This is a genomic window from Microbacterium sp. (assembly GCF_049661145.1).
Lineage (GTDB): Bacteria > Actinomycetota > Actinomycetes > Actinomycetales > Microbacteriaceae > Microbacterium.
In genome coordinates, this window is the sequence record NZ_JBASZT010000330.1 from 1 (window position 1) to 12,747 (window position 12,747).

9 protein-coding genes and 1 pseudogene are annotated in these 12,747 nt (G+C 69.7%); 2 read left to right on the forward strand and 8 right to left on the reverse strand.

Annotation, left to right across the window (positions count from 1 at the left end; translation table 11 throughout):
* From WBP48_RS13550 to WBP48_RS13570, 5 genes and pseudogenes are all read right to left on the reverse strand, one after another.
* Positions 1-319: pseudogene (locus tag WBP48_RS13550) on the reverse strand (DUF1684 domain-containing protein); the annotation flags it as partial.
* Positions 320-352: 33 nt separating this feature from the next.
* Positions 353-1,732, reverse strand: coding sequence for an NtaA/DmoA family FMN-dependent monooxygenase (locus tag WBP48_RS13555; protein WP_424441275.1), 1,380 nt, complete (start codon positions 1,730-1,732; stop codon positions 353-355).
* 153 nt (positions 1,733-1,885) lie between these two features.
* Positions 1,886-3,142: an LLM class flavin-dependent oxidoreductase gene (locus WBP48_RS13560; RefSeq protein WP_424441277.1), complete on the reverse strand. Its 1,257-nt coding sequence runs from the start codon at positions 3,140-3,142 to the stop codon at positions 1,886-1,888.
* A 164-nt stretch (positions 3,143-3,306) separates the two neighbouring features.
* Complete coding sequence (locus WBP48_RS13565) at positions 3,307-4,512, reverse strand: trans-sulfuration enzyme family protein (protein ID WP_424441279.1); 1,206 nt, start codon at positions 4,510-4,512, stop codon at positions 3,307-3,309.
* A 77-nt stretch (positions 4,513-4,589) separates the two neighbouring features.
* Entirely contained in the window at positions 4,590-6,056 is a 1,467-nt protein-coding gene (locus WBP48_RS13570) for an MFS transporter (protein WP_424441281.1), read from the reverse strand.
* Positions 6,057-6,111: 55 nt separating this feature from the next.
* Here WBP48_RS13570 and WBP48_RS13575 point away from each other — a divergent pair, with 55 nt between their 5' ends.
* Positions 6,112-6,801 (forward strand): TetR/AcrR family transcriptional regulator, encoded by a 690-nt coding sequence (locus WBP48_RS13575; RefSeq protein WP_424441283.1) that lies wholly within the window; start codon positions 6,112-6,114, stop codon positions 6,799-6,801.
* 52 nt (positions 6,802-6,853) lie between these two features.
* Positions 6,854-8,377: a protein adenylyltransferase SelO gene (locus WBP48_RS13580; protein ID WP_424441285.1), complete on the forward strand. Its 1,524-nt coding sequence runs from the start codon at positions 6,854-6,856 to the stop codon at positions 8,375-8,377.
* 342 nt (positions 8,378-8,719) lie between these two features.
* Here WBP48_RS13580 and WBP48_RS13585 read toward each other — a convergent pair whose 3' ends face one another.
* The 3 genes from WBP48_RS13585 to WBP48_RS13595 all read right to left on the reverse strand — a co-directional run.
* The gene (locus WBP48_RS13585) at positions 8,720-9,757 is read right to left on the reverse strand and encodes an LLM class flavin-dependent oxidoreductase (RefSeq protein ID WP_424441286.1); all 1,038 of its coding nucleotides are present in this window, start codon (positions 9,755-9,757) and stop codon (positions 8,720-8,722) included.
* Positions 9,757-11,382: an ABC transporter substrate-binding protein gene (locus tag WBP48_RS13590; protein ID WP_424441287.1), complete on the reverse strand. Its 1,626-nt coding sequence runs from the start codon at positions 11,380-11,382 to the stop codon at positions 9,757-9,759. Before WBP48_RS13590 ends, WBP48_RS13585 begins: the two co-directional genes overlap by 1 nt.
* Positions 11,383-11,500: 118 nt before the next feature.
* Positions 11,501-12,747, reverse strand: a 1,247-nt coding sequence (locus tag WBP48_RS13595) for an ATP-binding cassette domain-containing protein (protein ID WP_424441288.1), incomplete at its 5' end; no start/stop codon positions are given.

A 12,747-nucleotide genomic window follows, 5' to 3' on the forward strand; every position in this document is an offset into this window, starting at 1 on the left:
CCTCGATGACGCCGCCGTCGAAGCCGATGGTCACGCCGCCGCGTTCGGCGAGCGGCCCGAAGGCGTGCTCGCTCGTGGCGGTCTCGCCGTCGACGGTGACCGACTCGCCGTCACCGAGCGCAACGACCGGTCCCTCGTCGCCGGTGCGCCAGTGTCCCGGGATGCCGGGGATCGCGGAGTCGTGCTCGGTGAGCCAGTACAGCCCGGTCACCGCGAGGAACCCGTGCGGGTCGGCGCGGCGCGCTTCATGCGTGCGGTGCCAGTCCTGCCATTCGTGGGCGAACTCGGGTGCGGTCTGGATGTCGGTGACGGTGCTCATGGGATCCGTTCCTGCTGGGTGGCGGTAGGGCGTTCAGGCTCTCGCGCCGGCGAGCTGCGCAGAGCGCTCCGGAACGGGCAGGCCCAGGTTGTCGCGCAGTGTCGTGCCGGTGTATTCGGTGCGCAGCGAGCCGCGCTCCTGCAGCAGCGGCACGACGCGGTCGACGAACTCGTCGAGACCCGAGGGCACGAGGTGCGAGCCGATGACGACGCCGTCGGCGCCGTCCTGCTGCACGAACGCGTCGAGCTGGTCGGCGACCTGCTGCGGCGTCCCGACGTAGGCCGAGGCAGCACTGCGCGACACGACGCGGGCGAGACCGCGGATGGTCAGCTCGCGCTCGGCCGCCAGCTCACGCCACGTGCGCACCGTCTCGAACCGGTCCGCGAAGATGAGCGCGCGACCCTGGATGAAGGCGGGAGCCTGGGGGTCGGGGTCGATGTCGGGCAGCGGCCCGTCGAGGTCGTACGCCGACAGGTCGCGGTTCCACACCTGCTCGAACGCCACACGGATCGTCTTGTCGCTCAGCTGCTGCTCCAGAATGTGGCGCGCCTTCTCTTCGGCCTCGGCCTGCGTATCACCGAGCACGAAGCCGGCCGACGGCAGGATCTTGATCTCGTCGGGACCCCGCCCGAACCGGGCGGCGCGCTCTTTGATGTCGGCGTAGAACGCCTGCCCCTCCGTGAGGGTCGAGTAGGGCGAGAAGATCGCGTCGGCGGTGGATGCCGCGAAGTCGCGGCCCTGGGGCGACACGCCCGCCTGCACGATGACGGGGCGCCCCTGCGGGCTGCGCGGCACGGTGAAGCGGCCCTCGATGTCGAACTGCACGCCGTGGTGCGAGAACTTCCCGGCATCCGGGTCGGCGAGGAACTCGCCGCTTCGCTTGTCGGCGACGATGGCGTCTCCTGCCCACGAGTCCCACAGCTCCCGGACCGTGGCGACGGTCTCTTCGGCGCGCACGTAACGGTCGGCGTGCGGCAGGAACCCGCCGCGACGGAAGTTCGCTCCGGTGTACGCGTCGAACGAGGTCACGACGTTCCAGCCCGCGCGGCCACCGGAGAGGTGGTCGAAACTGAGGAGCTGCCGCGCCAGTTCGTACGGCTCGTTGAAGGTCGCGTTGAGCGTGCCGACGAGTCCGATGTGCTCGGTCACCGCGGCGAGAGCGGCGAGCACGGGCAGGGTGTCGGGGCGGCCGGCGATGTCGTGGTCGAAGATCTCGCCGCCCCGGGCCCGCAGCGCGAGGCCCTCGGCGAGGAAGAAGTAGTCGAACCGGCCGCGCTCGGCGGTCTGCGCGACGTGACGGAAGGTCGAGAACGCGATCTGGCTGCCCGCGTCGGGGTCCTCCCAGAGGGTGTGCTCGTTGACCCCGCCGACGTAGGCGGCGAGGATGATCTGCTTGCGGGGCTTGTCGGTCATGGCGGTGCTCGATCCTGTCAGTTCTTCAGTGGCGCTGCCGCGCCGTGGGGTGAGAAAGCCTGGCTCATGTCACGGGACTCTCGCGTCAGCTTTCAGTGGCGCTGCCGCGCCGTGGGGCGAGAAAGTCTGCGTCGGGGATGCGAGACTCCCGCATCAGCCCGCGTTCGCGGCGGCGTAGCGGCTGGGGATGCCCTCCGGAAGGCCGAGCAGGCCGCGCAGGGTGGTGGCGTCGTCGGCGGATGCCGGCAGGAGCCCGCGCTGCTGCAGCAGCGGCACGAGGTCGTCGGCGATGCGCGGCAGGTCGTCGGTGATGACGCCGGGGCGCAGTCGCACGCCGGCATAACCGAGCGCGGAAAGGTCGGCGATCACGTCGGCGATCTCGGCCGCCGATCCCGCGATGATGCGGGCGTCGGAGGTGAGCGGGCGTCCCAGCGCGTCGAGTCGGGCCAGGCGGTCGGCGGCGCGCTCCGCGGCGGGGTCGCCGCTGGCGTCGCCGTTTGTGTCACCGTTTGTGTCATCGAGCAGCACGACGAGGTCGGCGAACACCTGCAGAGGCTTCTCGAGCGTCGCGGCGCGGTCGACGTCGCGCTCGGCGGCACGGACCTGATCGAGGATGGCACGAGCAGCCTCGGCATCCTTCGGCGTGACGAACACGAGGTCGGCCTGCCGGGCCGCGAGGCGGTAGGGCACCTCGGCGTGGGCGAGCGCCGCGACGACGGGCTGGCCCTGGGGTGGGCGCGGCGTGATCGACGGGCCGCGCACGCTGAAGAAGCGGCCCTCGAAGTCGATCTGGTGGACCTTGTCGCGGTCGAGGAACCGGTCGGTGATGACGTCGCGGATCTCGGCGTCGTCCTCCCAGCTGTCCCACAGTCGACGCACGACCTCCACGGCGTCGGCGGCCTCGTCGAACAGCTCGGTGACGAGCGCGGCGAACGCCGGGTCGCTGAGGTCGATGTCGGTCGGGAACTCGCGGCGGCCCACGTGGCGGGCCTCGTCGGGACGTCCGGAGACCTTGACCTGCCAACCGGCGCGGCCCTCGCTCGTGTAGTCGAGCGTCGCGATGGCCTTCGAGACGTGGAAGGGCTCGGTGTGGGTCACCGTCGCCGTCGGGATGAGGCCGATGCGCGATGTGAGGGGCGCGACGCGCGACGCGATCAACACGGCGTCGAGTCGGCCTCGCACCTCGTCCGTGCGGTGGTCGGGTGCGAAGTGCTCCTCTGACTGCAGCGCGAGGGAGTCCTCGATCGTGACGAAGTCGACCAGTCCCGCCTCCGCAGCGCGGACGACGTCCACCCAGTATCCCGGGGTGAACAGGTCGGCGGGTCGCGACGACGGCTCGCGCCACGCGGCGGGGTGCCACCCGGCGCCCTCCAGTGCGACGCCGATGCGCAGACGTGTCGTCGAACTCATGAATGCTCCTGTCCTCGGTCCGGATGAGTTCCGGGCGTGCCACTGAAGCGTCTCTCATCCAGCGCCGCGACGCGCATTGTGTCGTCAAGCGCGGAAACCGGGAGTCACAAGAGGTAATGCAGGAGTCGTGCGCGGGGGTCTCGTCGCGCGGCGCTCTCAATGCGTCAGCGGAAGGCGGCGTCGAGGGCGGCGAGCAGGTCGGCCTCGAGGTCGGCGGCATCCTCCAGGCCGACCGAGAACCGCAGATGGCCGAAGCGACGGAACGGCTCGGGGTAGGCGGCGACGCGGGGACCCGCGGTGCCCACGTGCACGATGAGCGACTCGTCGTGGCCGAGCGAGACGGCAGACGTCACGACGCGCAGCGCCGCGACGAACCGGTTCTGCGTCTCGGGATCGCCGTCGACCGCGAACGCGATCATCGCGCCGAAGCCGCGGCCGCCGAACTGGCGGGTGGCGAGTTCGTGCTGCGGATGCGTCGGCAGCCCCGGATAGGCCACGAACGCGACGCGCGGGTCGCCGGCGAGCACCCGCGCGAGACGCGCCGCGGTCTCCTGCTGCTGCCGCAGGCGCAGCGGCAGTGTGATCGACCCGCGCTGGATGAGCCACGCGTTGAAGGGCGAGATGACTCCGCCGACGTCGACCATGGCGTCGGATTTGATCCGCTCGATGAGCGGGCGGGCGCCGATGACCGCGCCGCCCATCGCGTCGCCGTGCCCGTTGATGTACTTCGTGAGCGAATGCACCACCAGGTCAGCGCCGTCGACGAGCGGCCGGTAGAGCGGCGGCGGCGTGAACGTCGAGTCGACCGAGAGCAGGGCACCCGCGCCGTGGGCGATGTCGGCGAGGGCAGCGACATCGGTGACTTTCGTGGTGGGGTTGCCGATCGTCTCGATGTGCACGAGGCGGGTGTTCGGGCGGACCGCGGTGGCCACGGCATCCGCGTCGGAGGCATCGACGAACGTCGCCTCGATGCCGTACTTTTCCGGCAACAGCTCGGCGAACAGGCGCCACGACGCCTCGTAGGTGACGTCGGCGACCACGACGTGGTCGCCGGTGCGCAGGAACGTGAAGAACACCGCGTGCAGCGCCGCCACGCCCGACGCGAGCGCGACGGCATCCTCCCCGCCCTCGAGGACGGCGAGCTTCTCCTGCAGCGCCAGCTGGTTGACCCCCGAGTTGCGGGTGTAGAGGGGCACGCCGGTGCCGGACCAGTCGATCGACGAGGGATCGTCCGGCAGAGCATACGAGTTCGCCATGACCAGCGGTGTGCGGATGGCGCCGGTGCCGGGATCGATCCGGTTGCCGGCGTGGACGGCCTGCGTGGCGAAGGCGAGGCTCGCGGCATCGTGCTTGTCGGGACGTGGGGGCATGATCCGAGGCTAGGCGAGCGGCGTCGGCCTCTCGCGCCGATGTCGGCGTAAGCGTGGGAATGTTACGGACCCACCGATCAGCGGGCCCCCCGGCTCCGGCCGCGGAACAGCGTCGCCGAGACGACGGCGCCGACGACGAAGAACCCGGCGGCCCACGCATAGGCAGTCGCGTAGCCGGCGATCGCGGCATCGACGGCGACCTGCGGCGTCGGTGGGGTGTGCGCCGCGAGGTAGTCGGCCGCGGCGGTGGCAGCGAGGGTGTTCAGCAATGCCGTGCCGATGGATCCGCCTACCTGCTGTGACGTGTTCACCATGGCCGAGGCGACCCCCGCGAAGCCACGGTCCACCCCGAGCGTCGCGGTCTGCATCGATGCGGGCATGATCGTGCCCATTGCCGCGCCCATCACCATGAGCGGCGGCAGCACGTCCGCCGCATACGCACTCGAGGCGTCGAGGAAGGTCAGCCAGATCATCGCGGCGGCTCCCATCAGCATCCCCGTGGGAACGAGGATCTTGGGTCCGAAACGCGGTACCAGGAGATTGGTGCCCAGCTGTGCCGCGACGATCAGCATCAGGATCATGGGCAGGAACGCCAAGCCGGTCTGGATCGGCGTGTATCCGAGGGTCAACTGCAGGTAGTACGTCACGAAGAGGAACACGCCGAACATCCCGGCGCCGGCGACGAGCACGGAGATGTAAGCGGCAGCGCGGTTGCGATCGAGCACGATCGACAGCGGCAGCAGGGGATGCGAGGCCCGCGCCTGCCACAGCACGAAAGCGACGAGCAGGACGCCGGATGCCGTCAGCATCCCCCATGTCCAGGGCGACGACCAGCCTTCGGTCTCCGCCTGGGAGAATCCGTACACGAGGGCGAACAGCGCCCCGGTCACGAGGATCGTGCCCGGTACGTCGAGCCGGGGCCGCTGGCCACTGCGGGCGAGTCGCGGGACGAAGATCAGCGCACCGATCAGCGCGAGGGCCGCGATGAAGACGTTGATGTACAGATTCCAGCGCCAGTCGAGAACCTCCGTGAGCACGCCGCCGAGCAGCAGGCCGACGGCACCGCCGGCCCCGGCGATCGCACCGAAGACACCGAAGGCGCGCGCCCGCTCGCGCGGGATCGTGAACGTCGTCGTCAGGACCGCGAGCACGGTCGGCGCCAGCAGTGCGCCGAACATGCCCTGCAGCGCACGGGCGGCCACGAGCAGTTCGAAGGTGCCTGCGGCGCCGCCCAGGGCCGAGGCGCCGGCGAAGCCGATCAACCCGACGATGAAGGTGAGCTTGCGGCCCCACAGATCGGACAGGCGTCCGCCGAGCAGGAGCAGGCTGCCGAAGGAGAGGGAATAGGCCGTGATGACCCACTGCCGCTGCCCATCGCTGAATCCGAGATCCGCCTGCGCGGCCGGGAGCGCGATGTTCACCACCGTGGCATCGAGCACGACCATCAGCTGGGCGAGGCCGACCACGACGAGGGTGATCCAGCGTCGTCGATCGGCGGGGCCTGCGAGAGTGGGCGAGGTCGTGTCGGCAGTCACTGAAGTCATGACGATCATCATACGGTACTGCTTAGTTCCGGATATCTCTGGTGCAGGAATTAACTTGCTGGTAACGTTGATCGTGACGAGAGGCGCGACGATGGCGGAGGTCGGCGAGCAGACGCGACCGCGGCTGGGGCGTAGACGCGATCACTCCCGTGACGCGGAGATCCAGGAGGCGGCACTCGACGTGCTGGCCGAGATCGGCTACGAGGGCATGACGATCGACATGGTCGCCGCGCGGGCACGCGCCGGCAAAGGCACCGTCTACCGGCGCTGGGCGTCGAAGTCCGAGCTCGTGCTCGACGCGATCGCCTGCATGAAGAACACCGACGTCGACCTGGCCTCGCCGCCGGACACGGGGACCCTCCGCGGCGATCTGATCGCCATGGTGAAGTCCCCCACCGTGAAGGAGAGCGAGCGGAAGATCAAGGTGATGGCGGGCGTCTTCTCGATGATCGCCCGCGATGCCGAGTTCGCGGAGGCCGCACGCCTGGCTCTCGTCGAACCCCGCGCGAGGGCCAACCGGATCATCTTCCGGCGCGCGATCGAGCGCGGCGAGATCCCCGCGGACAGCGACGTCGAACAGCTGATCACGATCGGCGCCGCCCTCATGCACTACCGCGTGCTGATGCTCCGCAAGCCCGCGGATCGGGACTTCGCGATCTCGATGATCGACTCGGTGATCCTCCCCGCCGCGCGCGTGCGCGCGCCGGACGAAGTCATCGCCGACACCGTGCGTCACACGGAGTAATCGACGACGGGCGGGCTTGAGGCGCGACCGTGAGGTTGCGATCCTTGCAGACATGGTCCCGCAGGCACATGACGTGATCGCCGCGCCGCCTTCGGCTCGCGGGCCGCTGACGGCATCGGCGCTGGAGACGATCTGGGCGGATGCCTTCCCCTCGCTCTCCCGGCCCGTCGTGCCCCTCCGGCCGCCGCGTCCGCAGCTGCTGGCACTGAACGAGAAGGTGGCCGGTGAGCTCGGCTTCGACGTCGCGGACCTGAGGTCCGATGAGGGCCTGCGTCTACTCACGGGGCAGGTTCCCGGCGCTGTCGCGCAGGTGTACGCGGGGCACCAGTGGGGTCAGTTCCGGCCGATCCTCGGCGACGGCCGTGCCGCGCTCCTCGGTGAACGCCGGGGCGGGGACGGTCGACTCCGCGACGTGCACGTGAAGGGCATCGGCCCGACGTCGATGTCACGCGTCGATGGCTTCGCCGTCGTGGGGCCGATGCTGCGCGAGTACCTCATGGGCGAAGCCATGCACGCGCTCGGGGTTCCCACCACCCGCGCGCTCGCCGTCGTGGGCACCGGAGCGCCCGTCGTGCGCGACGACGCCACTCTGCCGGGCGCCGTGCTCGCGCGCACCGCGGCGAGCCACGTGCGCATCGGATCGTTCGAGTATGCCCGTGCACAGGCCCTCGCACAGGGCGACACCGATCTGCTGCGTCGCCTCGCCGACCACGTCATCGACCGCCATTACCCGCGTGCACGGACCGCGGATCACCCGTACCGGGCGCTGCTCGCGCACATCGTCGACGCGCTCGCCGCCCTGACGGCCGACTGGATGCGTATCGGGTTCGTCCACGGCGTGCTGAGCACCGACAACGTGCTGGTGTCCGCCGAGACGATCGACTACGGTCCGTGCGCGTTCCTGGACGCGTACGAGCCCGGCGCGTGGTTCAGCTCCATCGACCAGTTCGGTCGCTACGCATACGACCGCCAGCCGGCCATCATGCACTGGAACCTCGAACGGCTGGGCGAGGCGCTCGCGCCGTTGCTCTGTGAGGAACGCGATGACGATCTGCGCTCCGCGCTCTCGGTGGCGGCGGCGATCGTCGAGACATTCCCGGAACTCTACGAGCACCACCGCACCGAAGCCTTCCGAGCCAAGCTCGGACTCGGCCGTGCGGTCGCCTCGTCGGTCGTCGCGGACCTGGCCGACACCGCGTTGGACCTGCTCGAAACCCACCGGGTCGACTTCACCGGATTCTGGCGCGACCTCGCGGCCGCGGCCGACGGCGACGAGCGGCCGGCGCGGGGACGGTTCCTCGGTCCGGTCGCCGAGCTCGACGAATGGCTGGCGCGGTGGTCGGCGCTGGGGCCGGATGCCGTCGGCATCCGCTCGGTGAACCCGATCTACATCGCTCGCAACCACATCGTCGAAGAGGTGCTGGCGGCGGCGACCGACGGCGACCTCGGCCCCTTCGCGCACCTGGTCGGACTGCTGGACGACCCGTTCATCGAGCGCGCGGACCCGTCGTATCGCCGGTTCGCGTGGCCCGCGCCCGACGACGCGCCCCGCCACCGCACCTTCTGCGGCACCTGACGCGCGCGCGGCTTCGCCGCCCAGTGACCCCCGGGTGCGACTTGCCGTGTGTGGTCGGCTCCGCTCTGACCGAGCTCGGTTGTGGTCCGCACCCGCTGGGCCGCGGTCCGCACCCGCGTCCTTGTGTGCCCGAACCCGTTCGCCGACGTGCCGACATTTGCCGGTTCACGTACGGCGAAGCGACCAAACGTGGCAAGTCGGCGGAGCTCCAAGAATCGACTTGCCGAGTTTGGTCGCCATGCCGTCGGCGAAGCGACCAAACGTGGCAAGTCGGCGGACCGGGGGCCCGGTAGCGAACGGGGGCCCGGCAGCGAGCGGGCGCCAAGGGCCACCGCGAGCGCGTCAGACGGCGGCGGCCTCCGACACAGCCGACGACGCGACCGGTCCCGGCGTCCAGCCGAGCTCGGGAAGCACCCGCTCCGTGATGTCGCGCAGAATCTGGCGATAGTCGGCATCGTCGAACGCGTACGGCAGCGCGATACGCACCTCGGTGCGCCCGTCGATCGTCGGATCGTCCCGCAGCCGCTGGATGATCTCGTCCGACGTGCCCACGAGGTCCTTCTGGAACACGTGACCGTTCACCGGGGCGAGGGTGCGCTCGGTGCGGCTGTCGAGATAGGCGGCGTAGTGGTCCCGCTGGGATGCCGTGGCGGAATCGGTCGGCACGATCACCCGTTCCACACCGATAGCCGGGGTTCCCGGGCCCGCGTACGCGTCGTAGTACGCATCGACATGCAGACGTTGCGCCTGCTCGAACGTCGCATCGCCGTCGGCGGCCGTGATGTTGCCGAGCAGCAGCTTCAGCCCGTGCTCGGCGGCCCAGCGGACGGACCGCAGCGAGCCGCCGCCGAGCCACACTCGGTCGCGCAGTGACGGGATGTGCGGCTGGATGCGAGGAGTCACGTGTCCGTACGGCGTGTAGATCGTCTCGTCCGAAAGGGCACGCCCGTCGAGCGCGTCGAGGAACCGCGAGATGAGCTCGTACGCGTCGACAGTGGCCCCGGCATCCGTGCGCCCGAGGGAACCCAGCAGCTCGCTGTGCGGCGCCGACGTGCTGATTCCCGCATTCAGGCGCCCGCCGGAGAGGGCGTCGACGGTCGCGAAGTCCTCGGCCAGCCGGAACGGCGTCTCGTAACCCAGCGGTACGACCGCGGTCTCGAGTCGGATCGTCGAGGTGCGCTGTGTCGCCGCGGCCAGGAACGTCAGCGCGGACGAGACGCCGTTCTCCAGGTGTCGCTGGCGGATCCCGGCGACCTGAAGTCCGATCTGCTCGGCGAACTCGAACAGGCGGAGCGTCTGCTCGAGACCCGCGGCGGGATCCAACTCGGGGTAGTTTCCCGGCAGCGTGAAGCCGACCTGGGTGATGGTGGACGCGGTCATCAGTCGGCGTCCTTCCAGGCGGTCACGAGGGAGTTCAGCCTCGAGTCCGCGCCGAGCGTGATGCCGTGCACGGACGACTGCGTCCCGAGGATCGAGGTGAGCTCGTGCACCGGGATCTGGTAGTACTGGCTCGCGATCCGCTCCTGGACGTCGGCGATGACCGCGGCGCGCGCGTCGGGATCGCTCGTGGCGAGCTGCTTCTGCAGGAGGGCCTCGAGCTCGGGGTCGTCGATCTTGTAGTAGTTCGTCGCGGCCGACGAGAACGAGGTGCGCAGGATGTCGCCGTCGGCGCGGGAGTTGTTGCCCCAGACGATGTCGAAGTCGCCGCCCTTCTGCGCGTCGATGAACTCGGGAACGGTGCCGCTCTGCAGGGTCAGATCGATGCCGACCTCCTTGAGTTCCTGCTGGATGAGCTCGAGCGAGGTCTGGTTCGGGCCGAAGTTCGCGATCCACCAGAGCTTGAGCGCGAGCTTCTGGCCGTCCTTCTCGCGGATGCCGTCGCTGCCTTCGATCCAGCCGGCGTCGTCGAGCAGTTCCTTCGCGTGGTCGGGATCGTAGACGAAGTACGAACTCTGGTCGGCGAAGGCGGGCGTGTTCACCGCGAGCACGCTCGTCGCGACGTTGAAGTAGTCGTTCAGCGACGTGTCGCGCACCGTCGTCGCGTCGATCGCGGCGGCGATGGCCTCGCGGACCTGGATGTCCGACACGGTCGGCCGTGACTGGTTGAACGAGAGGCCGAAAGTGACGCCCGGGTTGCCGCGCCACACGAGCGGATAGCCGGAGCTGTCGAGCGTCTCGACATCCGTCGGCTGAACGCCGCCGATGACGTCGACCTGGTCGGACGTGAGACTTCCGGTGCGGACGCTCGCTTCGGGCACGATCTGGAAGGTGACGGTGTCGAGGTAGGCGCGCGAGTCGTTGCCGAGGGATGCCGGGGCCCACGCGTAATCCTCGCGTGCGCTCAGCACGGTCTCGGTGTCCTTCTTGTAGCTCTCGAGGGTGAACGGCCCCGTCCCCACCAGTGCGCTCCCGTCCGCGCGCTGGTCGAACGGCACTGCGACGGTCGCATCGCCGACGATGCCCAGCGCCACGGACGACGTCGAGTTGGGGAAGGCGGCGTTCGGCGTCGAGAAGTGCACCTCGACGGTGTGGTCGTCGATGACGTCGGTGGATTCGTATCCGACGAACAGGCTCACCGCCTGACTCAGCGCGCCGGCCGCGACGATGTCGTCGAAGGTCGCCTTGACGTTCTCCGCGGTGAATGGCGTACCGTCCGAGAACGTCACATCGTCGCGGAGGTCGAAGGTGAAGACGGTGGCGTCGTCGTTCACCTCGTACGACGTCGCCAGCCACGGCTCCAGATCGCCCGTGTCCGGGTTCTGGTACAGGAGCGAATCGACGAGCTGACGGGTGACGTAGAGGGTGTCGTTGCCTGAACCGGTTCCCGACGGGTTGAGCGAGATGGGGTCGTTGGCCACGGCGAACGTGAGATCGCCGCCCTGAACCGGCGAGCTGTCAGCGTCGGTCGGGCTTGCGGCGGGACTGCCGCCGCCGGCGCAGGCGGAGAGGGTGAGGGCGGCGGTCACGGCGAACGCCGCGGCAACGCCGGTGCGGGTGATGCGCATGGATACTCCTGGAGTGGTGGTGAAGGGGGTGGTGCAGGGGGTGGTGCAGGTCAGCTATTCAGTGGCGCTGCCGCGCCGTGGGGCGAGAAAGCCTGGGTCATGTGGTGGGACTTTCGGATCAAAGCGCAAAGGCACGGCCGGGGATCGCCTCGAGCAGTGCACGGGTGTAGTCGGCTGTGGGACGTTCGAAGACGTCGGATGCCGGGCCCAGCTCGACCAGTCGGCCGCGCTGCATGACGCCGACGGTGTGAGCGATCTGCCGGACGACCGCCAGATCGTGGGAGATGAACAGGTAGCTCAGCGATAGTTCGCGTTGGATCTCGTCGAGCAGGGTCAGGATCTGATGCTGGATCGAGACGTCGAGAGCCGAGACCGGTTCGTCCAGGACGAGCAGCTCGGGCTCCAGGGCCAGGGCGCGAGCGATCGCGACGCGCTGGCGCTGGCCGCCCGAGAGCTCGGCGGGCCGGCGACGCAACACCGTCGCAGGCAATGCGACGAGATCGATGAGTTCGGCGGCCCGTGCGCGACGGCTCGCGCGGCCTCCGATCCGGAACGCGTCGAGCGGGTCGGTCACGAGAGTTTCGACGTCCCACCGCGGGTTCAGGGTCGCGTAGGGATTCTGCTGGACCAGCTGCATCCTGCGACGGAGCTGCCGAAGCGCCGACCCTGACGTGCGCGTGATGTCGACGCCGCTGAACCGGATCGTGCCGGCCGTCGGATCGGCCAGTCGCAGCGCCAGCCGGGCCGTCGTGGTCTTTCCCGAGCCCGACTCGCCGACGAGCGCGAGCGTGCGGCCACGGTCGATACGGAACCCGACGCCGTCGACGGCGCGCTGCACCGCGTGACCGACGCCAGGTAGCGCGAACTCCTTCACGAGCCCTTCGACCTGCAGGACGGGGTGGGCGATGGGCGTCGCAGTCGCGGCGTCCGGTGTCGCGATCACTGCGGGACGCGCGGTGTTCAGGCTCGGCGCGGCCGCGATGAGCTGGCGCGTGTACGGATGCTGTGGCCGCTCCAGGATGTCGGCGGGGCTGCCCTCTTCGACGATGCGTCCCTGCGACATCACGATGATCCGGTCGGCGCGATCGGCGGCGACACCGAGGTCGTGGGTGATCAGCAGCAGGCTCGTGCCGCGCTCGCGCTTGAGTTCGTCGAGGTGGTCCAGGATCTGACGCTGCACCGTCACGTCGAGCGCACTCGTCGGCTCGTCGGCGATGATCAGCGGCGGGCCTCCGATGATCGCGATGGCGATCAGCACCCGCTGGCGCATGCCTCCGGACAGTTCATGCGGGTACTGCTGCGCCCTGACCGCGGCATCCGGCAGCCCTGCCGCCTCGAGCGCCTCGACGGCGCGCGCGGCGGCGG